Origin of the sequence: Rhodococcus sp. KRD197, from assembly GCF_017168235.1 — a bacterium.
Lineage (GTDB): Bacteria > Actinomycetota > Actinomycetes > Mycobacteriales > Mycobacteriaceae > Rhodococcoides.
Genome location: NZ_JABFAO010000011.1, coordinates 356,182 through 382,195, shown reverse-complemented (window position 1 = coordinate 382,195; position 26,014 = coordinate 356,182). Strand labels below are relative to the sequence as shown.

Sequence of the window (26,014 nt, the reverse complement as noted above, 5' to 3'; positions counted from 1 at the left end):
CCACCCGTGACGTGCACAGGGCGCAATCACAGAGGAGAATGGGGCGTTGGTTCACCATCGAACCGCGAGAACGTCATCGAACTGAAAGGATCGCCCCCTGTGGCAGCCACGCTCTGGGCAGTCAGTGACATCCACGTCGGCCACCGAGGCAACCGGCCGATCACCGAGGATATTCACCCCGAATCGCCCGAGGACTGGCTGATCGTCGCTGGCGATGTCTCGGAGAAGACCGACGACATCAAATGGGCGCTCGAACTCCTGCGCAGCCGGTTCGCGAAGGTCATCTGGGTGCCGGGAAACCACGAGCTGTGGACGACGGCGAAAGACCCCGTGCAGATCCACGGCGTCGCGCGCTACGAGTACCTGGTGAACTTGTGTCGAGAGATCGACGTGGTGACACCCGAGGACCCCTACCTGGTGTGGGAGGGCGAGGGCGGGCCCGCGACGATCGTGCCGCTGTTCCTGCTGTACGACTACTCCTTTCTGCCGCGCGGAGCGATCGACAAAGACCATGGCCTCGCGATCGCCCGAGAGAAGAACGTCGTGGCCACCGACGAGTTCCTGCTGTCGCCGCAGCCCTACGCCACGCGCGACGCGTGGTGCCGCGCACGTATCGAGAGCACCCGCGCGCGCCTCGACGCCCTCGATACCTCCGTTCCCACAGTGCTGATCAATCACTTCCCGATGGTTCGTCAGCCGACCGACGTGCTGTTCTATCCGGAGTTCGCGCTGTGGTGCGGATCGACCCTCACTGCCGACTGGCACGTGAAGTACAACGCACTGTGCTCGGTGTACGGCCACCTGCACATTCCGCGAACCACTTACTACGACGGAGTGCGCTTCGAGGAAGTCTCCGTCGGCTACCCGCGTGAGTGGCAACGGCGAGGTTTGCCGGACAATGTGCTGCGTCGGATTCTCCCGGTGCCCGCGTACCCGGAGGGAACGCTGAACAAGTGGGGCGGTCACTTCACCGTCACGCCCGAAATGGAAGCCGAAGTCGAGAAGATGAGGTCCAAGCAGTGATCGAGTCGATCCTCCCGAACGGAGTCGTCGCCGCGGAGTTGTTCGAGGATCCACCCGGGTTGACCCCGCATCCGCTCGAGGCGCCCCTGGTGGCCAAGGCAGTCGACAAGCGCAAGCGCGAGTTCACCTCCGCGCGACACTGCGCTCGTCTCGCGATGGGCAAGTTGGGCGTCGACCCCGCGCCGATCATGCGCGGCAAGTCCGGTGCTCCGCAGTGGCCGAAGGGCGTTGTCGGGTCGCTGACACACTGCGACGGGTACCGCGGGGCCGTTCTCGGCTACTCCATGCAGGTGCGTTCGGTCGGGATCGATGCCGAGCCGCATGGACCGTTGCCCGACGGTGTGCTGGACGCGGTGAGCATCGAAGCGGAACGGAAATGGCTCGCCACTGCCGACAGTGCCGACATGCACTGGGATCGGCTGTTGTTCTGTGCCAAGGAGGCGACCTACAAAGCCTGGGAACCACTCACCGGACGGTGGCTGGGTTTCGAGGATGCGCATATCACTTTCGAGCGCACCGGGGTGAAGGGCGAGCTTTCCGGCACCTTCACCTCGACGCTTCTCGTCCCCGGCGACACCCTCACCGGACCGCCGTTGACCTCCTTCGACGGTCGATGGTTGGTCGACGGAGGCCTGATCGTGACGGCGATAGCGGTGTCCTGACCGCGGTACTGGCACAATGATCTCTCGTGTCTGCGCGCGGTAAGTTGTCCTCCGGTCTCGTCGGAGCCGGGTTGTTGATTGTCGACAAGGATGCGGGAGTGACCAGCCACGACGTGGTGGCGTCGTGCCGCAAGCTGCTGAACACACGCAAGGTGGGGCATGCGGGGACGCTCGATCCGATGGCCACGGGCGTGCTCGTCCTCGGCATCGAACGCGCTACCAAGATGCTCGGACTGCTCGCCCTGACCACCAAGGCGTACTCGGCGACCATCCGTCTCGGCAGAAGCACCACCACCGACGACGCCGAGGGCGAGACGATCGCCGACGCGTCCGCGTCCTCGATTACCGACGCAGACATCTCCGCGCAGGTCATCTCGCTCACCGGTGACATCGAGCAGATCCCGTCGAGCGTCAGCGCGATCAAGGTCGACGGACAGCGGGCGCACAAGCTGGTACGCGCCGGCGAGGAGTTCACCATCCCGGCGAGGCGGGTCCACGTCTCCCGCTTCGAGGTTCTCGCCAGACGGGACGTGCTGGGGGAGGAAGGGACGGCCTTCGTCGATCTGGACGTCGAGGTCGAATGCTCCTCGGGGACCTATGTTCGAGCCTTGGCGCGTGACCTCGGCGCCGCACTCGGGGTCGGTGGCCATCTGACGAAACTGCGCCGGACCCGCGTCGGCCCCTTCACCCTCGAGCATGCCCGGACTCTCCGCGAGCTCGCAGACGAACCCGCGGTCAGTCTCGACATCGACGAGGCCGCACGCACTGCGTTCGAGCACAGGCAGGTCGATGCGGACGAGGCGGAGGCGATAAGCCAGGGGCGTTGGCTCGACCCGATCGGAATCTCCGGCGTGTACGCGGCGATCGATCCGAGCGGTCACGCGATCGCGCTGCTGCAGGAGAAGGGTAAGCGGGCGAGTTCGGTGATGGTGGTGCGTCCAGCTACGTTGCGAGGTCTCAGCAGCTAGCAGAATCGGTCGGTGCGGGCTACTGCGAGGTCAGGCCGGAACCATCCAGATCGCTTCGGCCGCGCGCTGACCGAGATCGATGGTGTTCGACTCCTCGTGTCCCAGTTCGATCGCGACGGTTCCGGCGTAGTCGCGGCGTTCGACAACGGTGATCACCAGGTCGAGCGTGATCCCGACGGTGTCGAAGTAGCGCAGGATGGCCGGGTCGGAGTCCGAGATGCGTGCGACGCGCCCGTTTTGGCCGTTCGCGTAGTCGCTCAGTCTCGTGGCTTCGGGCGAGGAAATGTCGCCGTCCACAGACGGAATAGGGTCGCCGTGGGGGTCTCGCTGCGGGAAACCCAACTTGGCGTCGATTCGCGACATCATCAGGTCGGAGACCGCATGCTCGAGGATTTCGGCCTCGTCGTGAACTTCGTCCCATCCGTATCCGAGTTCGCGAACGAGATACGTCTCGATCAGTCGGTGACGACGAACCATGGCGACGGCGGCGTGACGACCACGCTCGGTGAGCGAGATCGCTCCATAGCGGGCGTGATCGACCATCCCCTGGTCGGCCAGCTTTCGGATGGCCTCGGACACGGTGGAGGCGGAAACTCCGATGCGCTCGGAGAGCATTTTCGTGCTCACCGTGTCCTCGCTCCATTCGCTGGCGGTCCAGATGACTTTCAGATAGTCCTGGGCTACAGCCGACAGCTGTACCTCCCCGTTTTGTTCCACCACGGAGTCGAGCTTAGGCAATCCAATGGGAAATGACATCTCGCCCGGCCGTCTGTCATGCAACGATGTCGGCGGGTCGTCGCAGCCGGCGCATCACTATTCCCTGGCTCGGACTGAACAGGTACGCGAGGGTGAACACCGTTCCCTGGGCGAGAACGACGGTTCCGCCGGACGAGACGTCCAGGTAGAAACTCACGTAGATCCCGACAATTGCGCAGCCTATGCCGATGGCGGGAGCCAGCAGCAGCATCTGACCGAAGCGTTGCGTGAGCAAGTAGGCCGTCGCGCCCGGTGTGATCAGCATGGCGACGACGAGGATCACGCCCACCGCCTGCAGGGCCACGACAGTCGTGAGCGCGAGCAGGGTCAGCATCAGACCGGACAGCACGCTCGGCGAGATCCCGACCGCACGCGCCTGCGTTCGATCGAACGCGAACAGCGTGAAGTCGCGTCGCTTGACGATCATCACCGCCAATGCCAGCCCGCCGAGAACGATGACCTGCCACATGTCTCCTTCGGATACACCGAGAAGATTGCCGAAGAGGATGTGGTTCAGGTCGATCTGGCTCGGGAATTTCGAGATCAAGACGACGCCGAACGCGAACAGCGTCGTGAAGACGACCCCGATTGCGGCGTCCTCTTTGACTGCGGTCGTGTTTCGCACGATGCCGATCGCTCCGACGGCGATGAGCGCAAAGATCAACGCCCCGATCGCGAACGGCGCGCCGAGTAGGTAGGACAGCGCGACGCCTGGCAGAACTGCATGCGAGACGGCATCACCCATGAGAGACCAACCGATCAGAACGAGCCAGCAGCTCAGAACCGCACACACCACGGATGCGACCACGGTGACGAGCAGCGCTCTTCTGATGAAGGTGTATTGAAGCGGATCGAGCAGCAGGTCGAGCGGGTACATCTCAGTGTCCCTCCGAGTCGATCGATTGCAGCGGGTCGATGCCGAAGGCCAGTGCCAAATTCTCGGGCCGCAGCACCTCCCTCGGGGTTCCGTGCATCAGCACCCGCTGGTGCAGCAGGATCGCCTCGTCGCACAGATCCGGCAGGGCGCGAAGGTCGTGTGTGGAGATCAATACCGAAGCTCCCGCCGAGGTCAGTTCGCGCAAGAGTCGGGTGATCGTGGCCTCGGTACGTTTGTCGACGCCCGCGAACGGTTCGTCGAGCAGCAGCAGCGATGCCTCCTGGGCGATGGCCCGAGCAACGAACGCGCGTTTACGCTGGCCCCCCGACAGTTGGCCGATCTGCCGGTCGGCCAACTCGGTCAACTCGACGCGCGCCAATGCTGCTGCAACGGCGTCCCTGTCGCGGGCGCGCGGGGTGCGCATCCAGTTCTGCGTACCGTAGCGACCCATCATCACCACCTCACGAACGCTGATGGGGAACGTCCAGTCCACGGTTTCGCTCTGGGGCACGTAGCTCACCGCTGCATCCTTGCGCGCCTTCTCCGGCGGTCCGCCGAATATGCGGATGGATCCGGTGTCGGGCCGGACGACGCCCATGATCGACTTGAACAGTGTCGACTTGCCGGATCCGTTCATGCCGACCAGCCCGCATACTCGCCCCGGTTCGAGCGTCAGGGAAGTATCGACCAGTGCGGTGACCTCGCGGTAGCGAACACCCAAGTGCTCCACCTGGAGCGCCGGTGCGATGCGGTTCATTCTGACTCCCCGAGTAGTGCGTCGGTGATGGTTCGGGCGTCGTAGGTGAGCAGGTCCAGGTAGGTCGGAACCGGACCGCCGTCGTCGCTGAGGGAATCGACGAAGAGGGTTCCGCCGAATCGGGCGCCGGTGTCCTCGGCGACCTGAAGCTGAGCCTTGTTCGACACTGTCGACTCGCAGAAAATAGCGGGTACGTCGTTCTCTCGGACGAAATCGATTGTGGCGACCACCTGCTTCGGTGTACCTTCCTGCTCCGCGTTGACCGGCCAGAGGTAGGCCTCCTGCAGATCGAAGTCTCGGGCGAGATAACTGAACGCTCCCTCGCAGGTGACCAGGGCTCGCTGGTTGGCGGGGAGCACGGCCAGATCGGCGCGAAGTTCGTCGGCGACAGCGCTGAGCACGCCGTTGTAGGCGGCGGCGTTCGCGCGGTAGTCGGACGCGTTGGCGGGGTCGAGGCGGACGAATGCGTCCGCGATGTTGTCTATGTACGTTTGCGCTACTGTCGGCGACATCCAGGCGTGCGGGTTTGCTTTGCCCGCGTATGCGTCGCCGCGGATGTAGACCGGATCGACTCCGTCGCTGAGGACGGCGTGTGGTGCGGGCACGCGCTCGACGAATTTTTCGAACCAGGCTTCGAGACCGAGTCCGTTGTCCAGGATCAGGTCGGCTCGGTCTGCGGTGCGAAGATCGCCGGGGGTTGGTTCGTACCCGTGGATTTCCGCACCCGCCTTGGTGATGGATTCGACGCGTAAGTGTTCCCCCGCCACGTTGCGTGCCATGTCCGCAAGCACCGTGAAGGTGGTCAGCACCAGCGGTCGCGGGTCATCCTCGCCTTCCGCCTCGAGGCCTACCGCTTCGCCGTCACCGACCGCGCGAGCACAGGCGCTCAGTGCGAGTGCGCACAACAGCACCGCTGCGACGCTACGAAAATAAAAGTTAGGCACCCCGAAATCTTGGCAGACTGTTCGCGGGTTTGTCCACAGGTGTTTGCCGTGACACATCGATCCGGAAGTGACCTCGTCGGCGGTGGGCCGTAGGCTTTGCCTCGTGCAGAGATGGCGAGGTCTCGACGACGTACCTGCCGACTGGGGCCGTTGTGTTCTCACGATCGGTGTTTTCGACGGCGTGCACCGCGGGCACGCCCGACTCATAAGTCGGGCGGTGAACTCGGCGGCCGAGCGGGGCGTCGCGAGCGTGCTGATGACGTTCGATCCGCATCCGATGGAGGTCGTCCGGCCAGGTTCGCACCCGGCACAGTTGACCACCCTCACACGGCGAGCCGAGCTTGCCGAGGAACTGGGTATCGACGTCTTCTGCGTGATGCCCTTCACCCCGGAACTCATGAGGCTTACGCCCGAACGCTATGTCCACGAGATCTTGATAGAGCGCCTGCACGTCGCGGAAGTCGTCGTGGGGGAGAACTTCACGTTCGGCAAGAAGGCGCAAGGCAACGTCGATCTGCTGCGCAAGATCGGCCACCGATCCGGTTTCGCGGTCGACGGGTTCAATCTGCTCGCCGAGCATGCAGTGACCTTCTCCTCGACCTACATCCGCTCGTGCGTCGATGCGGGCGACGTCTCGGCGGCCTGTGCCGCACTCGGCCGACCGCATCGTGTCGAGGGCGTCGTGGTTCACGGGGACGGCAGAGGTCGACAACTCGGCTACCCGACTGCGAACGTGGCGCCGCCGATGTACTCGGCCATACCTGCGGACGGCGTGTACGCAGCATGGTTCACCGTGCTCGGCCCCGGGCCTGTGATGGGCACTGTGACGCCGGGCGAGCGGCATCGCGCAGCGGTATCGGTAGGGACGAATCCAACGTTCTCGGGTCGCACGCGCACGGTGGAGGCATTCGTGCTCGACGGCGACGGCGACCTCTACGGCCAGCATGTAGCGGTCGATTTCGTCGAACGCCTTCGTGGCATGGAGAAGTTCGACTCCATCGAGACCCTGGTCGAACAGATGGGCCGAGATGCCGATGAGGTACGCGCAACACTGACCTGAGCCCATAGCTGATAGGCTGGCTCCTCGGTGCACGCTGCGGTCCGTGGTGGCTGCACCCGGTCCTGCCGCCCTGTCGTGTATCACGATCGACTTGGGTGGAGGATTTCCTTTCGCGCGGACGTCAGTGATCAGGAGTAGTACCAGTGGCATTGACCACCGAAGAGAAGAAGGTCGTACTCGGCGAGTACGGCTTGCACCCGACCGACACCGGCTCGCCCGAGGCTCAGGTCGCGATGCTCAGCAAGCGCATCTCCGATCTCACCGAGCACCTGAAGAAGCACAAGCACGACCACCACTCCCGCCGCGGCCTTCTGCTGCTGGTCGGACGTCGTCGTCGCCTTCTCAAGTACGTAGCGAAGTCCGATGTCACCCGGTACCGTTCGCTCATCGAGCGTCTGGGACTGCGTCGCTAGATCCGGTGCCGACGCGCCCATGTCATGGGCGGTCATCGAAATAGTGCAGTAGCCAACGAGGCAGTGCTTACACTGTTCCTCGTTGGCTATCTGTGTTGGAAAAACAGGCAAGTCAGCAGTACATGTGGACACATGGGTGTTCACACATCGCCGTACACGCCGACTGAAGTGGAGTCGGCCTTCGGTAGTGGCCCTTCGGACACAGCAGGACCTGCTCGATCGCATACAGCAGGACTGCTCGTCGGTCCGTCGGGCTTCGATCGATGGCCGCCCCTGCTCGAGCAGCTGCAGCCCGAGGTTCACCGCATCGGTGATCCGGGGCCGGCGGCTCGTCGGCACGAACGCGGCAAAGACGAGAGGACGAGAAGAAGAGAATGACGGAAACAACCACGGTAGAAGCCGAAGAGGGCGTCTACGAAGCAACCGCCGTAATCGACAACGGCACCTACGGCAAGCGCAGCATCCGTTTCGAGACCGGCCGCCTCGCGCAGCAGGCATCCGGTGCTGTCGCGGCTTACCTCGACGAAGACACCATGCTCCTCTCGGCCACCTCGGCCGGTAAAGGCCCGCGCGAAGGACTCGACTTCTTCCCGCTGACGGTCGATGTGGAAGAGCGCATGTACGCCGCGGGACGTATCCCGGGATCGTTCTTCCGCCGCGAAGGTCGACCGTCCACGGACGCGGTTCTCACCTGCCGACTGATCGACCGGCCATTGCGCCCCACGTTCGTCGACGGGCTCCGCAACGAGATCCAGGTCGTCATCACGGTTCTGAGCCTCAACCCGGCAGATCTCTACGACGTCGTGGCCATCAACGCAGCGTCGGCGTCCACACAGATCGCCGGCCTGCCGTTCTCCGGCCCGATCGGTGGCGTGCGTGTGGCGCTCATCGACAAGCAGTGGGTTGCCTTCCCGACCAACGAGCAGCTCGAGAAGGCCGTGTTCAACATGGTCGTCGCCGGCCGCATCGTGTCGGGCTCCGGCGCAGACGCCGATGTCGCGATCATGATGGTCGAGGCCGAGGCCACCGAGAACGTCATCGAACTGATCGAGGGCGGTGCCCAGGCTCCCAACGAAGCGATCGTCGCGGAGGGCCTCGAGGCGTCGAAGCCGTTCATCGCTGCGCTGTGCACCGCGCAGCAGGAACTCGCCACCAAGGCTGCCAAGCCCACCGGCAACTTCCAGCTCTTCCCGCCGTACCAGTCGGACGTGTTCGACGCCGTCTCCGGCGCAGCACAGATCCCGCTCAACGAGGCGCTGACCATCGCAAGCAAGGCCGAGCGTGAGGCCAAGCTGGACGAGGTCAAGGCTCAGGTTCTCGAACAGGTCGCCGACCAGTTCGTCGGACGTGAGAAAGAGATCGGTGCGGCATTCCGCGCGCTGACGAAGAAGTCCGTGCGCCAGCGCATTCTGACCGACCACTTCCGGATCGACGGCCGCGGTGTCACCGACATCCGTTCGCTCTCGGCCGAGGTCGCGATCATTCCCCGCACCCACGGGAGCGCACTGTTCGAGCGCGGTGAGACCCAGATTCTCGGTGTCACCACGCTGGACATGGTCAAGATGGCTCAGCAGATCGATTCGCTCGGACCCGAGACCTCCAAGCGCTACATGCACCACTACAACTTCCCTCCCTACTCGACCGGTGAGACCGGCCGAGTCGGAACTCCGAAGCGACGCGAAATCGGCCACGGTGCGCTCGCCGAGCGTGCACTGCTGCCGGTGCTCCCGAGCCAGGCAGAATTCCCCTACGCAATTCGCCAGGTCTCCGAAGCACTGAGCTCCAACGGTTCGACCTCCATGGGTTCGGTGTGCGCATCGACACTGTCCATGCTCAACGCCGGTGTGCCGCTTCGCGCTCCAGTTGCCGGCATTGCGATGGGCCTCGTCTCCGACGAGGTCGACGGGGAAACCCGATACGTCGCGCTGACCGACATTCTCGGTGCAGAGGACGCGTTCGGTGACATGGACTTCAAGGTTGCCGGAACGAAAGACTTCGTGACGGCCCTGCAGCTCGACACCAAGCTCGACGGCATCCCGTCCAAGGTGTTGGCAGGTGCCCTGTCGCAGGCGAAGGACGCGCGTACCACCATCCTCGAGGTCATGGCCGAAGCCATCGACACACCCGACGAGATGAGCCCCTTCGCGCCGCGCGTCACGGCAATCAAGGTTCCGATAGACAAGATCGGCGAGGTCATCGGGCCCAAGGGCAAGATGATCAACTCCATCACCGAGCAGACCGGCGCCAACATCTCGATCGAGGATGACGGCACCGTCTACGTCGGTGCTGCGGACGGCCCGTCCGCGCAGGCTGCGATCGACATGATCAACGCCATCGCCAACCCACAGTTGCCGAAGGTCGGCGAGCGTTTCCTCGGAACCGTCGTCAAGACAACGGCTTTCGGTGCGTTCGTGTCGCTTCTGCCCGGTCGTGACGGTTTGGTGCACATCTCCAAGCTCGGTGGAGGTAAGCGCATCAACAAGGTTGAGGACGTCGTGAGCGTCGGATCCAAACTCCGCGTCGAGATCGCCGACATCGACAACCGCGGCAAGATCAGCCTCGTCCCTGTCGAGGACGACAACGCGGCACCCGCATCCGGTGCCGCCGACGTGACCGCCGAGGCACCCGCCGAGGTCAGCGCTGAGTAAGAAGACCGCAGGCAGAACGGTACGTCCCTACGGGGCGTACCGTTCTGCCGTTTCGGATCCCACCGGGGTGATGGGCGTTCAGCGCACCACTCTGCCCGGTGGTCTACGTGTCGTGACCGAATTCGTTCCCGGGGTTCGTTCGGCCTCGGTCGGAGTGTGGGTGGGCGTCGGGTCTCGCGACGAGGGGCCGAGCGTTGCCGGCGCAGCACACTTTCTCGAGCATCTGCTGTTCAAATCGACACCGACGCGGACCGCCCTGGAAATCGCACAGGTCATGGACGGCGTCGGGGGTGAACTCAATGCCTTCACCTCGAAGGAGAACACCTGCTTCTACGCGCACGTGTTGGACGAGGACCTGGCGATGGCAGTCGATCTCGTGAGCGATGTCGTACTTCGGGGCCGTTGCCGCGTCGCCGATGTGGACATCGAGCGCCAGGTGGTGCTCGAGGAGATTTCGATGCGTGACGACGATCCGGAAGATCTGCTCGGTGATCTGTTCATCGAGGCGATGTTCCCGGCGCATCCCTTGGGCCGACCGATCATCGGGACGGTCGACTCGGTCGAATCGATGACGCGCAGTCAGCTGCGCTCGTTTCACGGCCGCCGCTACACGCCCGACCGCATGGTGGTCGCAGTGGCGGGAAACATCGACCACCGGCAGACCGTTGCACTGGTCGAGCGTGCCTTCGGAGGCCACCTCGGCAGAGATGTCGAACCGGTCCCACGTCGGGGAGGGGCGGCGCGGGTTCGCGCTCGCCCGGAACTGAAGTTCGTCAAGCGTGACAGTGAGCAGGCGCACCTCTCGCTCGGAGTACGTGCGTTCGGTCGGCACGAAGGCCACCGGTGGGCGCTGTCGATTCTCAACGCGGCTGTCGGAGGCGGGTTGTCTTCCCGGCTCTTTCAAGAGATCCGCGAAGAGCGCGGGCTCGCGTACTCGGTGTATTCCTCGGTCGACACCTTTGCCGACTCAGGCGCATTCTCCGTCTACGCGGGATGCCAGCCGGAGAACCTTGCGGAGGTGACGACGGTGGTCCGTGAGGTGCTGGCGCAGGTCGCATCCGAGGGCATCACCGATGACGAGTGTGCACGGGCCAAAGGGTCGCTTCGAGGCGGACTTGTTCTGGGGCTGGAGGATTCCGGTTCCCGGATGAATCGGATCGGTCGCAGTGAGCTCAACTACGGCAACCACCGCGACATCGCCGACACCCTCGCTCGTATCGACGAGGTGACGAACGACGAGGTCAGAGACGTCGCACAGGTGTTGTTGGCGCGACCGTTCGGCGCTGCAGTGGTGGGGCCGTACAAGAGTGCACGTCAGCTCCCGTCGTCGGTGAAGTCCATCGTCGGCTGATCGGCTCCGGGCATGCGGCGCCTGCTCGGTGTACGAAGGCGGGGGTCTGCGGCTACCGTGGTGTGGAGAAAGTCCATGATCGGGAAGCAGGCGGCTCATGTGGTACTGGATTTTCAAATATGTGCTGATCGGGCCGATTCTCTGGCTCATGGGTAGACCGCGAATCGAGGGCGCAGAGAACGTCCCGTCGTCGGGGCCGATCATTGTCGCGGGCAACCACCTGACCGTCGTCGACTCCTTCTTCCTGGTGCTCGTGATGCGGCGTCGGGTCAAATTCGTTGCCAAGAGCGAGTATTTCTCCGGCCACGGACTCAAGGGACGCCTGATCAGCTGGTTCTACACGAGCGCCGGTCAGGTGCCCGTCGATCGTTCCGGCTCTGGTGCCGGCGAGCCTGCGCTGAATGCGGCCCGAAAGATACTCGCCGAGGGCGGCATCTGGGCCATCTACCCGGAAGGCACCCGCTCGCCCGACGGGCGCCTGTACAAGGGCAAGACCGGCATGGCGCGCGTTGCGCTGGAATCGGGGGCGCCGGTGGTACCGGTCGTGATGTTCGGAACCAAGAAATTCAATCCGGTCGGCAGCAAGATGTGGCGCCCGACGAAGATCGTCGTCAAGTTCGGTGCACCGATGGACTTCTCGCGCTACCGAGAGTTCTCGGGGCACCGTGCCGTCGTTCGTTCGGTCACCGACGAGGTCATGTACTCGCTCATGTCCATGTCCGGGCAGGAGTACGTCGACGTCTACGCAGCATCGATGAAAGCAGGACCGGTGAAAGCAGGGTCGGTGAAAGCAGCCTGACGAGAGCGTCAGCGCTTGCGGCTCAGCAGGAGCTTCCACGGCACAGCTGCCGACTCCAGTTGGACGGACAAGCTCATCTTCGACTCGCCGTCGTTGCGCTCCTCGAAGCGGATCGGCACCTCGGCGAGCGACAGACCGCGACGGACCGTTCGGTGATTCATCTCGACCTGAAACGCATAGCCGTTGCTTTGCACGGACGCAACGTCGATTGCGCGCAGCGTGCTGGCGTGCCATGCCTTGAAACCAGCTGTGGCGTCTTTGACACCGAGCCGCAGGATGGCGTTGACGTAGAAGTTTGCCCATGCGGACAGTGCCTTGCGATGCCAGGGCCAATCGCTCGCTACCGCTCCACCCGGAACGTAGCGCGATCCGAGCACGACCGCTGCGTCGGTCGTGGTGAGGGTCTCGATCATGGTCGGGATGACGTCGGTGGGGTGTGAGAGGTCGGCATCCATCTGGATGACGATGTCGGCACCGTCGTCGAGCGCGCGGGTCATGCCGGCGACATAGGCTCGACCGAGGCCGTTCTTTTCCGTTCGGTGCAGGACTGTGACCGGCAGTGGACCGTTTTCGGCCATCTCGTCGGCGATTTTCCCGGTGCCATCGGGGGAGTTGTCGTCAACGACGAGAACGTGAAGGTTCTCGATTCGCAGGTCGGCCAGTAGCCCGATCAGTTTGGGAAGGTTCTCGCGCTCGTTGTACGTGGGAACGACAACGGTCGTCTTCGGAGCGCCGCTGGGATAAGTCACGCTCGTATGATCCGTGATGAGCTGGCGAGAACCAAATATCGGACATCGTCGGCGGTGCGAGATCCTGCGCTCTCGGTGGTTTCGTAGGGGGACGGGCCCTCCGGTGGGCCGAGTGCGTGCCGGACAAGCAAGGTGGCCAACGCGGCCATCAGTGCAACGACGACGATCACGGCAATTACGACGAGCAGTCGTTTGGGGCCTCCGAAGAGGTCGCTCGAACTCATCGCACCATCATGGGCCATGAGCCGGCGTCGAACGCAGGGGGCCCGGCTCATACCGCCGATCGCGACTCGTCGTCCTCGACGTCTGTGACGACGGCATCTCCGCCGAGCCGCTTCGCCTCGTACATCGCGGCATCCGCACTGGCGAGCAGCTCGTCCAGCACGGCATCGATAGGTCCGATGGGCGTGTACCGGTAGTGGATGCCGATACTGGTCGTGGTGTGCCCCTTGTAATCGCATTGTGGAACTGTTCGTCGTAGGCGCTCGGCGGCCGTGGACGCAACGCTCAACGGCCCGGCAGCTACCACCACGAACTCCTCGCCTCCGGTACGGGCAGTCACCGCGGGTACAGGAAAAGTGTTTGCCAGCAACTCGGCTGTGCGGCGCAGAACGTCGTCACCATAAGCGTGGCCGTGGCTGTCGTTGACCGACTTGAAGTTGTCGAGGTCGGCGACGATCACTGCGATGCCGTCCGAATCCTCGGTCATCGCCCCGATGGCGGATTCCAGCCCGCGGCGGTTGCGGAGGCCGGTGAGCGGGTCGAAGTGCGCAACAGCCGCGTCCCGGCGCAGCAGAATGATGAAGGCTTGGGTCAGAATCGGCGAGGACACCAGAACCAGGACGACCACGATGAGGTACCCCGTCACCATCGTCGGGGATATGCCGGGTTCGGCGAGTGCGAGTACGTAGAGAACGGCGCACGTGGCAAGTGACCACACCTGGTGGGCGAGGAATACCTTCGCGTCGTGAAAGGCGGCCACGTAGGTGCCGATCACGCTCAGAAGTGCCGTACACAGGAGCGCGACCGAGGGCGCGTCGAGGGCGAACAGAGTGCTGGTCACGCCGATCTCGGCGTATGCCACGAACACCAGTGACCAAGCGAAACCGGGCCACGGCCCGCGTATCCACGCGAACCCGACAACTGCGGTGCTGAGAGCGAACCCCGTGACAATCACACGGCCAGCTGCGTTGTCCACCATCAGTGGTGAGATGAGCGCCAGCACGCAGACCAGTCCGTACGTCCAGCAGTACAGACCTATGGCAACCCTGGTGACCCGCAGCAGGGGGTGCGTTTGAATGTAGTGCACTGCCCACGCATAGTCGGCCGGCTGTGACCACCATTGGCGTAGCGACTTCATCGAAAAAAACCTCGGAATCCCTCTTGCAGGGCCGGTTCTGCTGTGGTCGAGGCCCCAACAAGTAGACCACGAGACTGCTCGGGCGGGAGTGATTTTCGTGCCTCTGCCACGGTGGCCGTGAACGGCGGAACCCCGATCGGGCGCGTCACCTCAGGAAGACCGCGGCACTGTCAGCGAGATCCAGCAGTGGCTGCGGGAAGAATCCGAACACGATGGTCACCGCGACGCCGAGACCTATCGCCACCTTCGTGGACAGACCAGCCGAGACGACCACGTCGGAGACACGGTCGGCCTCGCCGGAACTCTCGGACGGGGCGTCCGCAAAGAACATGAGCACGATGACGCGCACGTAGAAGATCGCTGCGATTGCGCTGGCGAGTACACCAACGATGACGAGCGGCGTCGCACCGTCCCCGGCGGCTGCGGTGAAGACGGCGAACTTGCCCATGAAACCGCTGGTCAACGGGATTCCTGCAAACGAGAGCAACAGCAGCGCCATCGACACACCGACGATCGGTGAAGTGCGTCCGATGCCGGCCCACCGCGATATCCGGGCCACCTCGCCGTTGTCGTCGCGCACAACGGTGACCAGAGCGAACGCGGACACCGTGGCCAAACCGTAGACGAACAGGTAGAACAGGCTGGCAGAGAGCCCGTCGCCGTCGATCGCGATCAGACCCGTGAGCAAGAATCCCGCGTGCGTGATCGACGAGTACGCGAGCATGCGTTTCATATCGGTCTGCGTCACAGCCAGCACAGCACCGACGAGCATCGTGGCGATGGCGACCGCCCACAGTGCGGGAAGCCAGTCCTCGCGTAGATCGGGAAGCGCGACGTAGAACAATCGCAGCATCGCACCGAATGCCGCAATCTTGGTCGCGGCAGCCATGAAAGCCGTGATCGGTGTCGGCGCCCCCTGATAGACGTCGGGAATCCACGAATGGAAGGGGACCGCGCCGACCTTGAACAGCAGTCCGACACCCACCAGCGCGGTTCCGAGAACTGCGATGGCAGCGTTTCCTGCCCCGATCGACACAGCGTCGCCGATGGCTCCGAACTCGAGGGTGCCCGCATAGCCGTACAGCAGAGCTGCGCCGAACAAGAAGAACGCCGACGAGAACGCGCCCAGAAGAAAGTACTTCATCGCCGCTTCCTGAGAGAGGAGGCGGCGCCGTCGCGCCAAACCGCACAACAGGTACAGCGGGAGCGAGAAGACTTCGAGGGCAACGAACATTGTCAACAGGTCGTTCGATGCCGGAAACAGCAGCAAGCCGCCCAGCGCGAACATCGTCAGCGGGAACACCTCGGTCTGCGTCGCGCCAGATTCTGTGGCCTGCCTTTCCGAGAGGCTCCCGGGCACCGTCGAGGCTTGCGCGGCAAAAGAATCTGCGTGGACGCGGGAATCGGCGTGTATGCGCCCGAATGTGCGTTCTCCGACGAGCAGCAAGGAGGGTAGTGCGACGAGCAGCAACGTCCCCTGAAGAAACAGAGTGGGCCGGTCCACGGCGACTGCGCCCATGACTGCGCGGGTGCCGACCGAATCGGACTGCGCCAATATCGATGCCAGTACGACGACGGAGGCGAGTGCGGCTGCCGTGCCGCCGAGCGCAAGCGTCATCTGAATGCGGTAGCGCATCGCCCTGGGTGCGAAAGCCTCGGCGATCACGCCGAGTACACCCACTGCAAAGACGATCAGCATCGGAGACAGCTGTCCGTACTCGATGCTCGGTGCGTCCAGGATGGGTTGGTTCATCACTGCCCTCCCGTGTCGGTGTCGACGGCGGTGATCGTGGTCTGCACCGCGGGTGTGACGATGTCCAGCAGCGGAGCAGGATAGACGCCGAGGATGATCAGAAGCGCTACCAGGGGCGCCATGACCACCAGTTCACGAGGAGCCAGATCCTTCATTCCCTCGTTCTCGACACGGTGCGGCCCGGTCATGACCCGTTGATAGAGCCACAGTATGTAGATCGCGGAAAGAACGAGTGCGGTCGCGGCCACCAGCGCTGCCACGTGGTACTGAGCGAATGTTCCTATCAAGACCAGGAATTCGCTGACGAACGGAGCCAGGCCGGGCAAGGAAAGCGTCGCGAGCCCGGCGATCAGGAAGACCCCGGCCATGACGGGCGCAACCTTTTGCACACCCCCGTAGTGCGAGATCACCCGCGTTCCTCGCCGCGAGACCAGGAAGCCCGCGACCAGGAATAGGGCGGCCGTCGATATGCCGTGATTGACCATGTAGAGCGTCGCTCCGGCCTGCCCCTGGCTGTTCATGACGAAGATCCCGAGGATGATGAAGCCGAAGTGCGAGATAGAGGTGTAGGCGATCAAGCGCATCACATCGGTCTGCGCGATCGCTAGCACCGCGCCGTAGACGATCCCGATCACGGCGAGAGTGATGATCACGGGCGCAAAGTACCGCGAGGATTCCGGGAACAGTTGCAGACAGTATCGGAGCATGGCGAAGGTTCCGACCTTGTCCACGACAGCCATCATCAGAACGGCTGTCGCGGGGGTCGATTCGACGGCGGCGTCGGGCAGCCAGGTGTGAAACGGCCACAGCGGCGCCTTGACCGCGAAAGCGAACATGAACCCGAGGAACAATGCGTTCAGTACTCCCTGGCCGACCCCGAGTTCTCCGGCCTCAGCGGCTGCGGCGATCTCGCGAAAGCCGAATGTGCCGCTGTCGAAGGCGTCCGACTGGGCGGTGACGACGTAGAGCCCGATCACCGCGGCCAGCATCACGAGACCACCGACGAGGTTGTACAACAAGAACTTCACGGCCGCGGCGGCGCGCCCCGGTCCGCCGAAGCCGCCGATGAGGAAGTACATCGGAATCAACATCGCTTCGAACAACACGTAGAACAGCAGAATGTCCAGCGTGCAGAACGACATCAGCACCATCGCCTCGACCAACAGCATCGACGCAACGTAGACGCGGGCGGACTTGTCTCGGCCCGCATCGTTCCAACCGGCGACCATGAGCAGCGGCAGAAGCGCAGTGGTGAGCAGCACCAGTACCAGGGCAATGCCGTCGACACCCAACTCGTATCGCGCCCCGAAAGACTCTATCCACGAATGCGATTCCACGAACTGGAATTCCTCGCCCGCTGGATCGAACGAGACGGTGAGGACAACGGCGATGCCCAGCGTCGCCGCGGACACGACCAGAGCGAGCACCTTTGCCACCTGCGGCTGTGCTCGCGGTATGGCGAGAACGGCCACCGCACCGACAGCGGGGAGCAGCCACAGCAGAGTCAACCAGGGAAATGTCGTCACCGAGGAAGAGTTCACCAGAGCATCACCGCCACCATCGTCGCGATCAGAAGCGCAGAACCGGCAAGCATCGTGAGTGCGTACGAGCGTACGTACCCCGTCTGACTGTGTCGTACTTGCGTGGACACCTTCGCCACGGCCGAGGCCACTGCCCGAGTCGAGCCGGACACCACCGAATCGTCGAAACGTCGCAACAGTTCGGTCGCTCGTATGCCCGGTCGCATCAAGACGGCTTCGTTCACCGCGTCCCCGTAGAGATCATGGCGCGCAGCGACGGTCAACGCGGAGACCGTCTCGGGCGCGGTAGCCGGCACCGAATGGCGGGCGTATCTGTCGTACGCGAGAGCGACGCCTGCCGCGACGACAGCGATGGCCAGCGCCGTGACGACCCATGCGGGAAGCGCGTGTGCCTCCTCTGCCTCACCGAACACCGGCTCGAGCCAGTTCTTCAATGACCCACCGATGGTGAACAATGCTCCGGCTCCGACCGATCCGATGGCGAGCACCACCATAGGGGCGGTCATGATCGATGGTGACTCGTGCGGGTGTGCTTCGGAATCCCAACGGGGAGAACCGAAGAAAGTCATGATCATCACACGAGTCATGTAGAAGGCCGTCAGGCCCGCACCGAACAGGGTGAGAACGCCGAGCACAATCCCCACGCCACCGCCCGCTCCGAATGCGACCTCGATGATTTTGTCCTTGGCGAAGAAACCCGAGAAGGGTGGCACGCCGATGATGGCCAGATACCCGAGCCCGAAAGTCGCGAACGTGATGGGCATTGCGGTACGCAGTGCACCGAACTTGCGCATGTCGACCTCGTCGTTCATCCCATGCATCACCGAGCCTGCGCCCAGGAACATGCCGGCCTTGAAGAACCCATGTGCGAGCAAGAGCATGATCGCGTAGGTGTAACCGGCTGGGCCGAGACCCGCTGCCAGCACCATGTATCCGATCTGACTCATCGTCGACGCTGCGAGCGCCTTCTTGATGTCGTCCTTGGCGCAACCGATCACGGCGCCGAACAGGAGAGTGACGGCGCCGACAATGACCACTGCGGTCTGGGCAGCGGGGGCGGACTCGAACACGGGCCCGGCTCGGACGATCAAGTAAACGCCCGCGGTGACCATCGTGGCGGCGTGGATGAGAGCCGAGACCGGGGTGGGTCCCTCCATGGCGTCACCGAGCCAGGACTGCAGGGGCACCTGGGCGGACTTGCCGCAGGCCGCAAGGAGCAAGGCCAAGCCGAGTGCGGTGACCGTCCCGCTGCTCGCGGTCTCGGCACCGGCGAACACGTCGGCGAACGACACGCTGCCGAACGTCGCGAACATGATCATCAGTGCAATCATCAACCCGATATCGCCGACGCGGTTGACCACGAATGCCTTCTTCGCGGCCGTTGCTGCCGCCGGCTTGTGCTGCCAGAACCCGATCAGCAGATACGACGCAAGTCCGACGCCTTCCCAGCCCACGTACAGTCCGAGAAAGTTGTCCGCAGTAACCAGCAGCAACATCGCTGCGAGGAACAGGTTGAGGTAGGCGAAGAACTTTCTGCGTTCGGGGTCTTCGGACATGTATCCGATGGCATAGATGTGGATGAGGGTGCCGACGCCGGTGATCAGGAGCACGAAGCAGATCGACAGCTGGTCGAGGCGAAATCCGAAGTCCACCTGCAATTCCGCTACCGGTATCCAGGTGAAGAGTGTGTCGGAGATGGCGCGTTGCTCGGCCTCGCGGCCCAGCATGTCGACGAACAGTGCGAGCGCGAATGCACACGACAGTGCCGACATCGCGGTGCCGAACAGATGTCCCCAGCCATTGCTGCGTCGTCCGGCCAGGAGCAGGACGAGCGCGCCCAACAGCGGCAGTGCCGGTAGAGCCCAGATCGCTGTCATATCAGTACTTCAGCAGATTCACGTCGTCGACCGACGCAGATCGACGGGTGCGGAAGATGGTCATGATGATCGCGAGTCCGACGACCACCTCGGCGGCAGCAACGACCATGGTGAAGAAGGCGAAGACCTGTCCCTCCAGATTCCCGTGCATGCGGGCAAACGTCACGAAAGCCAGATTCGCCGCGTTGAGCATCAACTCGATGCACATGAACACCACGATTGCATTGCGGCGCAGTAGAACTCCAGCGGCACCGATCGAGAAAAGCAGTACCGACAGGTAGATGTAGTTCTCCGGATTCACTGTTTCCCCCCGTCACGGTCGTTCCGCAGGCTCCACTCCTGGCCCCCGTCACGGTCGTTCCGGTGTCCACGGTGCATCGGATTGATCGACAGTTCCGACGGCGACCCATCGGGGAGTCGCGCGGGCCAGTCGACTGCGTTGTGACGCGCGTACACCCCGGGACTCGGCAGTGGTGTCACCTGCGTACCGTCTCGGAATCGCTGTTGCGACAACTCCTGCTGGCCCTTTCGCTCCTCGAAACGCTCTCGATGGGCAAGGACCATGGCTCCGATCGTGGCGATGATGAGTAGGACTCCGGTGAGTTCGAAGGCCCATAGGTACCGGACGAAGATGAGCTCGGCGAGACCTTCCACGTTGCCGCCCGCGTTCGCTTCTTCCAGACCGATGAACTCGGGCCGACCTGACTCGACAGATGCGTTGCCGATGGCACCGATCACGACGAGCCCGAACCCGACGCCTGCGGCCACGGCGGCGGGGCGTTGGCCTTTGATCGTCTCGGTGAGCGAGTCCGCCGAGTCCACACCCACGAGCATGAGGACGAACAGGAACAGCATCATCACTGCGCCGGTGTAGACGACGACTTGCACGACGCCGAGGAAGACAGCTCCCTGGGCGATGTAGAAGACGGCGAGGATGATCATGGTGACGGCCAGGAAGAGGGCCGAGTACACGGCCTTTCTGGCGGCAACCATCGCGATCGAGCCCACGACTGCGAGACCACCGAGCAACCAGAACTGCACCGCTTCTGCCGTGGAGGTGTTCACGTGATCGACCCCCGGTAGTAGTCGGCCGCCGTGGCGCCATCGGGCATGGCGTGCGGGGCCGGTTGCGCCCCGGGGGGAGTGGGGGCGAGCAGTTGGTCCTTTTCGTAGATCAGGTCGGCCCGATTGTCGTCGGCGATCTCGTACTCGTTGGTCATCGTGAGCGCTCGGGTGGGACAGGCTTCGATGCACAGCCCGCAACCGATGCAGCGCAGATAGTTGATCTGGTAGACCTGCCCGTATCGCTCACCGGGGGAGTAGCGCTCCTCCTCGGTGTTGTCGGCGCCCTCGACGTAGATCGCATCTGCCGGGCACGCCCACGCGCACAGTTCGCAGCCGATGCACTTTTCCAGACCGTCGGCGTAGCGGTTGAGTTGATGTCGCCCGTGGTAGCGCCTCGCGGTCGGCGCCTTCTCCTCGGGATACAGCTCGGTGAGCGGCTTCTTGAACATGGTGCCGAACGTGACACCGAAGCCCGCTATGGGTCCCAAGAATTCAGGCATCGCTGCGCTCCTTCGCGTCATCTGTCGGGGGCGTTTGTTCGGGCCCGGTTTGTCCAGGCAGCGGTGGTACCGGGAAACCGCCCGCCATGGCATCGAACGGCGTGGCATCGAACGGCATCTGACCGGCTGGTATCGGCGCTACGGACCTGCTGCGGAGGCGGCGTCGAACGAACCACGCCGCGAGAAGCGCAACGATGGCCCCTGCCACCACCAGTGCAACGGCGATCGAGGGGTATCCCTCGATCTGGAACGCTCGCACGGTGGCGACCAGCATGATCCACACCAGTGAGATCGGGATGAGAACCTTCCAGCCCAGATTCATGAACTGGTCGTAGCGCAGGCGAGGAAGCGTCGCGCGCAGCCAGATGAAGACGAACAGGAACACCCAGACCTTGAGGGTGAACCACAGCACCGGCCACCACCCCGAATTCGCGCCCTCCCACATGCTGATCGGGAACGGTGCGCGCCATCCGCCCAGAAACAACGTTGTGGCCAGGGCCGAGACAGTCACCATGTTGACGTACTCGGCGAGCATGAACATCGCGAAGTTCAGCGACGAGTACTCGGTGTGGAAGCCTCCGACCAGTTCGCCCTCGGCTTCGGGCAGATCGAAGGGGGCCCGATTCGTTTCCCCCACCATCGAGGTCAGATAGATGGCAAACGAGGGAAAGAGCAAGAAGATGTACCAGGTGTTGGCCTGCGCCGCAACGATTCCTGAGGTGGACATTGTCCCCGCGTACAGGAACACCGCTGTGAACGACAGGCCCATGGCGATTTCGTACGAGATGACCTGTGCGGTGGACCGTAGGCCTCCGAGTAGAGGATAAGTGGACCCGGAGGCCCATCCAGCGAGAACTATCCCGTACACACCGACCGAGGTCACCGCGAGGATGTACAGAACACCCACTGGAAAGTCGGTGAGCTGCAGCGGCGTTCGCACACCGAGGATCGACACTTCGGGACCGAAGGGGATCACCGCAAACGCCATGAACGCGGGCACCGCAGCAATCACCGGCGCCAACAGATAGATCGGCTTGTCGACCCCCTTGGGGACGATGCCCTCCTTCAGCGCGAGTTTGACTCCATCGGCGAGGCTCTGCAGGATTCCGCCGGGTCCGACCCGATTCGGTCCGATACGCATCTGCATACGGGCCATCACCCTGCGCTCGGCGATGATGGCGACCAGCGGGGTCAGAATGAGGAAGACGAAGATTGCTACTGCCTTGCCGACCACCAGCCACCAGGGATCCTGGCCGAACCCGGGAGTCACCGTGTCACCGCCGCGATGGTGACGGTCGCACCGCTGCCGACACCGAGCTGAGCGTTGACCTCAGAGCCGTGCGACCGCATCGGCAGCCAGACGACACGATCGGGCATCTCGGTCACCGTGAGCGGCAACGTCACTGTCCCTCGGCTGGAACCGACACTGACGTGGTCGCCTTCGCGCGCACCGATCTCATCGGCTGTGGTGGCGGAAAGGCGTACGACGGGTACGCGCGCCGTTCCCGCGAGATGAGGCTCTCCATCCTGCATCCGACCGGCGTCCAGGAGCATCCGCCACGTCGAGAGCACGGCCTCGCCAGGGCCTGGGCTCTGCGCCGGCCGAGATCGTCGATCGGGCGCGCTGCCGCGGGTACCTGTCCAGGGCCGCAGCGACGCGATCTCTCGGCGCGCGGAATCGACGTCCGGCAGCCCGAGTGCCGACCCCATCTCGGCTGCGAGTGCGTGCAGAACACGGCCGTCGTTCAACGATCGTGTGCCCGTTATCGCGGGTTCGAACGGTCTGCGCCGGCCCTCCCAGTCGATGAAGGTTCCGGCCTTCTCGGTGACCGGCGCGACGGGGAACACCACATCGGCTCGATCGGTGACGGCGCTGCGGCGCAGTTCCAGGCTGACGACGAAGGCCGAGCCGTCCAGTGCGGCAGCCGCCGCAGCCGGATCGGGTAGGTCGGCGAGCTCCACGCCACCGACGACGAGAGCAGCCCCGTCCTGCGCTGCGTGCAGGATTGCCGCCGTGTCGAGCCCCTCGGTGACTGGTAGCTCGGTTCCCCACAGCTGCGCCAGTTCTGTTCGCGCGGCCTCATCGGATACCGGTCTTCCCCCAGGCAGCAGAGTGGGCAGAGCGCCCATCTCGAGTGCGCTGCGGTCGCCCGCGCGACGCGGAATCCACGCGATTTTCGCCGCTGTCCGCTCGGCGAAACGGACGAGAGCGGACAGCCCGCCGGGAGTTTCGGCGAGCCGTTCACCGGCGAGAACGATCGTGCCCGGCGCGACATCCGTCATCGCGTCCAACTCTGCGGATTCGGCGGTGGGTAGGCAGGTGATCAGCCGAGCCCCGAGCTTGGTCACTCCCGCGGACTTCAATGGTGCGATGGCAGTGATTTCTTGACCGTTGGTCCGCACGGCTTTGCGCAGACGCAGAAATACGATGGGTGACTCCTCTTCCGGCTCGAAGCCGATGAGCAGAACCGCGGGCGCCTGCTCGAGGCTTCGGTATGTGACGTCACATTCACGCCCGGCGACCTGGAAGGTCAGGAACTCCGCCTCTTCACTGCTGTGCGCTCGGGCGCGAAAGTCGATGTTGTTGGTGCCGAGTACTGTTCGAGCGAACTTCGCGTAGGCGTACGCGTCCTCGGCGGTAGATCTACCACCGACGAGGACGCCCACGTTCGCCTTCGCTGCAGCCAGTCCACGTGCCGCCGCCGCAATCGCCTCGGACCATGATGCGGGGGCGAGGTGACCGTCCGCGCCGCGGACGAGTGGTCCGGTGATCCGGTCCGGCTCGGTGGCGTAGGTGAATGCCCACCGGCCCTTGTCGCAGTTCCATTCCTCGTTGACCTCCGGGTCGTCGCCGGCGAGACGCCGCAACACCTTTCCGCGCCGATGGTCGGTGCGTCCCGCGCAGCCGCTCGCGCAGTGTTCGCATACGCTCGGGGTCGACACCAGATCGTAGGGCCGTGCGCGGAACCTGTATGCGGCGCCGGTGAGCGCGCCGACGGGACACACCTGGACGGTGTTGCCGGAGAAGTAGGATTCGAACGGTTCGCTGGGCGAGATCCCCACCTGTTGCAGTGCCCCACGCTCGGTGAGCTCGATGAACGGATCACCGGCGATCTGCTGCGAGAAACGAGTACACCTCGCGCACAGCACGCACCGCTCGCGATCGAGAAGTACCTCCGAAGACAGCGCGATAGGTTTGGGGAAGGTGCGCTTGACGCCCTCGAATCGTGACTCGGCCCGGCCCGCCGACATCGCCTGATTCTGCAGCGGACATTCACCGCCCTTGTCGCACACCGGGCAGTCCAGCGGGTGATTGATCAGCAGCAATTCCATGACACCCTCTTGGGCCTTCGCGGCCGCCTGGGAGCTGAGCTGAGTGCGCACGACCATGCCCTCGGTAACCGTTGTGGTGCAGGATGCGAGCGGCTTGCGCTGTCCTTCCACATCGACGAGACATTGGCGGCACGCGCCGACCGGATCCAGCAGCGGATGATCGCAGAACCGCGGTATCTGGATGCCGAGGCTCTCGGCCGCTCTGATGACCAGGGTGCCGACGGGCACCGAGATCTCGGTTCCGTCGATACTCGCGGTCACCATCTTCACCTCGACGCTCATGCGCTCAGCTCCTTCGCCATGGTCGTGCAGCGATGTGGATCGAACGGGCAGGGCGCACCGAGGTGTGCGAGGTATTCGGCCCGGAAATACCGAAGCGATGACGTGATCGGACTGACGGCTCCATCGCCGAGCGCGCAGAACGACTTTCCGAGGATGCTATCGGCGATGTCGACGAGCTTGTCGAGGTCCGATTCGGTGCCACGACCGGTCTCGAGTCGCTCGTAGATCTGAACCAGCCAGTATGTTCCCTCGCGGCAGGGAGTGCACTTGCCGCACGATTCGTGCGCGTAGAACTCGGTCCATCGGCGAACCGCTCGCACGACGCAGGTGGTGTCGTCGAAGAGCTGCAGAGCCTTGGTTCCGAGCATCGAACCGGCGGCTGCGACACCCTCGTAGTCCAACGGCACATCGAGGTGCTCGTCGGTGAAAATAGGAGTCGACGAGCCACCGGGTGTCCAGAACTTCAGGGTGTGGCCCTCCCTGATGCCTCCCGCGTAGCCGAGTAGTTCACGAAGGGTGATGCCGAGCGGCGCCTCGTACTGACCGGGCCGGACAACATGGCCCGACAGTGAATACAGTGTGAAACCAGGCGATTTCTCGCTACCCATGGAGCGGAACCAGTCGACGCCGTTGTCGATGATGGCCGGGACGCTTGCGATCGACTCGACGTTGTTGACGACGGTAGGGCAGGCGTACAGCCCGGCGACCGCTGGAAACGGAGGTCGTAGGCGGGGTTGCCCGCGCCGCCCCTCGAGCGAGTCCAACAGCGCCGTCTCCTCGCCGCAGATGTACGCGCCCGCCCCGGCGTGCACCACGACGTCCAGATCGAAGCCGCTACCCAGGATGTTCTTGCCCAGGTATCCGGCCGCATAGGCTTCGGCGACCGCGGCCTGCACGCGTCGCAGCACCGGAACTACTTCGCCTCGGAGGTAGATGTAGGCGCGGTGCGCGCGGATCGCATAGGCGGCGATCACGATTCCCTCCAGCAGGACCTGCGGGGTGGCCAGCAGGAGCGGCATGTCCTTGCACGTCCCGGGCTCGGATTCGTCGGCGTTGACCACCAGATAGTGAGGTTTGCCGTCCCCCTGCGGGATGAAGCTCCACTTCATGCCCGTCGGGAAGCCGGCGCCGCCCCGTCCGCGGAGACCAGCATCCTTGACCAGCGCGATGACGTCATCTTGCGGCATGTCGAGTGCCCGGCGCAGGCCGCGGTAGCCGTCATGTCGTTCATAGGTCTCGAGTGTCCAGGACTCGGGGTCGTCCCAGTATCGGCTCAGCACAGGCGTCAGCGGCACG

Annotated in this window: 24 protein-coding genes; 8 read left to right on the top strand and 16 right to left on the bottom strand. The window is 63.9% G+C overall.

Going from position 1 to position 26,014, the window contains the following annotated elements:
• Window positions 1-99: 99 nt before the first annotated feature.
• Genes J1M86_RS17590 through truB form a run of 3 tightly spaced genes read left to right on the top strand, consistent with a single transcriptional unit; the run spans window position 100 to window position 2,653 of the window.
• On the top strand, window positions 100-1,023 hold the full coding sequence (locus J1M86_RS17590; RefSeq protein ID WP_075840093.1) for a metallophosphoesterase: 924 nt from the start codon (window positions 100-102) through the stop codon (window positions 1,021-1,023).
• Complete coding sequence (gene npt / locus J1M86_RS17585) at window positions 1,020-1,685, top strand: 4'-phosphopantetheinyl transferase Npt (RefSeq protein ID WP_075840092.1); 666 nt, start codon at window positions 1,020-1,022, stop codon at window positions 1,683-1,685. The genes J1M86_RS17590 and npt overlap by 4 nt, the downstream gene beginning before the upstream one ends.
• A gap of 26 nt (window positions 1,686-1,711) precedes the next feature.
• The gene (gene truB, locus J1M86_RS17580) at window positions 1,712-2,653 is read left to right on the top strand and encodes a tRNA pseudouridine(55) synthase TruB (RefSeq protein WP_206510810.1); all 942 of its coding nucleotides are present in this window, start codon (window positions 1,712-1,714) and stop codon (window positions 2,651-2,653) included.
• 30 nt (window positions 2,654-2,683) lie between these two features.
• On the opposite strand, the gene J1M86_RS17575 is transcribed toward truB, so the two are convergent.
• The 4 genes from J1M86_RS17575 to J1M86_RS17560 are packed head-to-tail and all read right to left on the bottom strand — an operon-like array spanning window position 2,684 to window position 5,987.
• Window positions 2,684-3,409 carry a metal-dependent transcriptional regulator gene (locus J1M86_RS17575; protein WP_075840090.1) on the bottom strand — a complete coding sequence of 242 codons (726 nt, stop codon included), beginning with the start codon at window positions 3,407-3,409 and terminating at the stop codon, window positions 2,684-2,686.
• 16 nt (window positions 3,410-3,425) lie between these two features.
• A complete protein-coding gene (locus J1M86_RS17570; protein WP_206510809.1) occupies window positions 3,426-4,286 on the bottom strand; it encodes a metal ABC transporter permease in 861 nt (286 codons plus the stop codon).
• 1 nt (window position 4,287) lies between these two features.
• Complete coding sequence (locus J1M86_RS17565; RefSeq protein ID WP_206510808.1) at window positions 4,288-5,043, bottom strand: metal ABC transporter ATP-binding protein; 756 nt, start codon at window positions 5,041-5,043, stop codon at window positions 4,288-4,290.
• Window positions 5,040-5,987, bottom strand: a complete 948-nt coding sequence (locus J1M86_RS17560; protein ID WP_307786668.1) for a metal ABC transporter substrate-binding protein — start codon at window positions 5,985-5,987, stop codon at window positions 5,040-5,042. The genes J1M86_RS17565 and J1M86_RS17560 overlap by 4 nt, the downstream gene beginning before the upstream one ends.
• A gap of 103 nt (window positions 5,988-6,090) precedes the next feature.
• On the opposite strand from J1M86_RS17560, the gene J1M86_RS17555 reads away from it, so the two are divergent.
• From J1M86_RS17555 to J1M86_RS17535, 5 genes are all read left to right on the top strand, one after another.
• Window positions 6,091-7,047 carry a bifunctional riboflavin kinase/FAD synthetase gene (locus J1M86_RS17555; protein WP_187346793.1) on the top strand — a complete coding sequence of 319 codons (957 nt, stop codon included), beginning with the start codon at window positions 6,091-6,093 and terminating at the stop codon, window positions 7,045-7,047.
• A 143-nt stretch (window positions 7,048-7,190) separates the two neighbouring features.
• A complete protein-coding gene (rpsO, locus tag J1M86_RS17550; RefSeq protein WP_075840087.1) occupies window positions 7,191-7,460 on the top strand; it encodes a 30S ribosomal protein S15 in 270 nt (89 codons plus the stop codon).
• 374 nt (window positions 7,461-7,834) lie between these two features.
• A complete protein-coding gene (locus J1M86_RS17545) occupies window positions 7,835-10,108 on the top strand; it encodes a polyribonucleotide nucleotidyltransferase (protein WP_206510806.1) in 2,274 nt (757 codons plus the stop codon).
• A gap of 70 nt (window positions 10,109-10,178) precedes the next feature.
• Complete coding sequence (locus J1M86_RS17540; protein WP_075840085.1) at window positions 10,179-11,459, top strand: pitrilysin family protein; 1,281 nt, start codon at window positions 10,179-10,181, stop codon at window positions 11,457-11,459.
• Window positions 11,460-11,556: 97 nt separating this feature from the next.
• A complete protein-coding gene (locus J1M86_RS17535) occupies window positions 11,557-12,258 on the top strand; it encodes a 1-acyl-sn-glycerol-3-phosphate acyltransferase (protein WP_075840084.1) in 702 nt (233 codons plus the stop codon).
• A gap of 8 nt (window positions 12,259-12,266) precedes the next feature.
• On the opposite strand, the gene J1M86_RS17530 is transcribed toward J1M86_RS17535, so the two are convergent.
• From J1M86_RS17530 to nuoF, 12 genes are all read right to left on the bottom strand, one after another.
• Window positions 12,267-13,007, bottom strand: a complete 741-nt coding sequence (locus J1M86_RS17530) for a polyprenol monophosphomannose synthase (RefSeq protein ID WP_075840083.1) — start codon at window positions 13,005-13,007, stop codon at window positions 12,267-12,269.
• The gene (locus J1M86_RS17525; RefSeq protein ID WP_075840082.1) at window positions 13,004-13,231 is read right to left on the bottom strand and encodes a hypothetical protein; all 228 of its coding nucleotides are present in this window, start codon (window positions 13,229-13,231) and stop codon (window positions 13,004-13,006) included. Before J1M86_RS17525 ends, J1M86_RS17530 begins: the two co-directional genes overlap by 4 nt.
• 47 nt (window positions 13,232-13,278) lie before the next feature.
• Window positions 13,279-14,367, bottom strand: a complete 1,089-nt coding sequence (locus J1M86_RS17520) for a GGDEF domain-containing protein (RefSeq protein ID WP_206510805.1) — start codon at window positions 14,365-14,367, stop codon at window positions 13,279-13,281.
• A 145-nt stretch (window positions 14,368-14,512) separates the two neighbouring features.
• Window positions 14,513-16,120: an NADH-quinone oxidoreductase subunit NuoN gene (gene nuoN, locus J1M86_RS17515; RefSeq protein ID WP_206510804.1), complete on the bottom strand. Its 1,608-nt coding sequence runs from the start codon at window positions 16,118-16,120 to the stop codon at window positions 14,513-14,515.
• Window positions 16,120-17,646: an NADH-quinone oxidoreductase subunit M gene (locus tag J1M86_RS17510; RefSeq protein WP_206510803.1), complete on the bottom strand. Its 1,527-nt coding sequence runs from the start codon at window positions 17,644-17,646 to the stop codon at window positions 16,120-16,122. Before J1M86_RS17510 ends, nuoN begins: the two co-directional genes overlap by 1 nt.
• Window positions 17,647-17,657: 11 nt before the next feature.
• Window positions 17,658-19,538 (bottom strand): NADH-quinone oxidoreductase subunit L, encoded by a 1,881-nt coding sequence (nuoL, locus tag J1M86_RS17505; protein WP_206510802.1) that lies wholly within the window; start codon window positions 19,536-19,538, stop codon window positions 17,658-17,660.
• 1 nt (window position 19,539) lies between these two features.
• Window positions 19,540-19,839 carry an NADH-quinone oxidoreductase subunit NuoK gene (gene nuoK, locus J1M86_RS17500; RefSeq protein ID WP_206510801.1) on the bottom strand — a complete coding sequence of 100 codons (300 nt, stop codon included), beginning with the start codon at window positions 19,837-19,839 and terminating at the stop codon, window positions 19,540-19,542.
• On the bottom strand, window positions 19,836-20,603 hold the full coding sequence (locus tag J1M86_RS17495; protein ID WP_206510800.1) for an NADH-quinone oxidoreductase subunit J: 768 nt from the start codon (window positions 20,601-20,603) through the stop codon (window positions 19,836-19,838). Before J1M86_RS17495 ends, nuoK begins: the two co-directional genes overlap by 4 nt.
• Entirely contained in the window at window positions 20,600-21,103 is a 504-nt protein-coding gene (gene nuoI, locus J1M86_RS17490) for an NADH-quinone oxidoreductase subunit NuoI (protein WP_241260190.1), read from the bottom strand. The genes J1M86_RS17495 and nuoI overlap by 4 nt, the downstream gene beginning before the upstream one ends.
• Window positions 21,096-22,373 carry an NADH-quinone oxidoreductase subunit NuoH gene (gene nuoH / locus J1M86_RS17485; protein WP_206510798.1) on the bottom strand — a complete coding sequence of 426 codons (1,278 nt, stop codon included), beginning with the start codon at window positions 22,371-22,373 and terminating at the stop codon, window positions 21,096-21,098. Before nuoH ends, nuoI begins: the two co-directional genes overlap by 8 nt.
• Window positions 22,370-24,718 (bottom strand): NADH-quinone oxidoreductase subunit G, encoded by a 2,349-nt coding sequence (locus J1M86_RS17480; protein WP_206510797.1) that lies wholly within the window; start codon window positions 24,716-24,718, stop codon window positions 22,370-22,372. The genes nuoH and J1M86_RS17480 overlap by 4 nt, the downstream gene beginning before the upstream one ends.
• Window positions 24,715-26,013, bottom strand: coding sequence for an NADH-quinone oxidoreductase subunit NuoF (gene nuoF, locus J1M86_RS17475; protein ID WP_206510796.1), 1,299 nt, complete (start codon window positions 26,011-26,013; stop codon window positions 24,715-24,717). The genes J1M86_RS17480 and nuoF overlap by 4 nt, the downstream gene beginning before the upstream one ends.
• Window position 26,014: the final 1 nt, after the last annotated feature.

Excerpts from the sequence above, each read along its gene's own strand:
- J1M86_RS17520 (WP_206510805.1), bottom strand. The coding sequence starts at position 14,367 with ATGAAGTCGCTACGCCAATGGTGGTCACAGCCGGCCGACTATGCGTGG.
- J1M86_RS17545 (WP_206510806.1), top strand. The coding sequence starts at position 7,835 with ATGACGGAAACAACCACGGTAGAAGCCGAAGAGGGCGTCTACGAAGCA.
- J1M86_RS17535 (WP_075840084.1), top strand. The coding sequence starts at position 11,557 with ATGTGGTACTGGATTTTCAAATATGTGCTGATCGGGCCGATTCTCTGG.
- J1M86_RS17480 (WP_206510797.1), bottom strand. The coding sequence starts at position 24,718 with ATGAGCGTCGAGGTGAAGATGGTGACCGCGAGTATCGACGGAACCGAG.
- J1M86_RS17540 (WP_075840085.1), top strand. The coding sequence starts at position 10,179 with ATGGGCGTTCAGCGCACCACTCTGCCCGGTGGTCTACGTGTCGTGACC.
- J1M86_RS17565 (WP_206510808.1), bottom strand. The coding sequence starts at position 5,043 with ATGAACCGCATCGCACCGGCGCTCCAGGTGGAGCACTTGGGTGTTCGC.
- J1M86_RS17570 (WP_206510809.1), bottom strand. The coding sequence starts at position 4,286 with ATGTACCCGCTCGACCTGCTGCTCGATCCGCTTCAATACACCTTCATC.
- nuoI (WP_241260190.1), bottom strand. The coding sequence starts at position 21,103 with ATGCCTGAATTCTTGGGACCCATAGCGGGCTTCGGTGTCACGTTCGGC.
- J1M86_RS17575 (WP_075840090.1), bottom strand. The coding sequence starts at position 3,409 with ATGTCATTTCCCATTGGATTGCCTAAGCTCGACTCCGTGGTGGAACAA.
- nuoL (WP_206510802.1), bottom strand. The coding sequence starts at position 19,538 with ATGACAGCGATCTGGGCTCTACCGGCACTGCCGCTGTTGGGCGCGCTC.
- nuoN (WP_206510804.1), bottom strand. The coding sequence starts at position 16,120 with ATGAACCAACCCATCCTGGACGCACCGAGCATCGAGTACGGACAGCTG.
- J1M86_RS17525 (WP_075840082.1), bottom strand. The coding sequence starts at position 13,231 with ATGAGTTCGAGCGACCTCTTCGGAGGCCCCAAACGACTGCTCGTCGTA.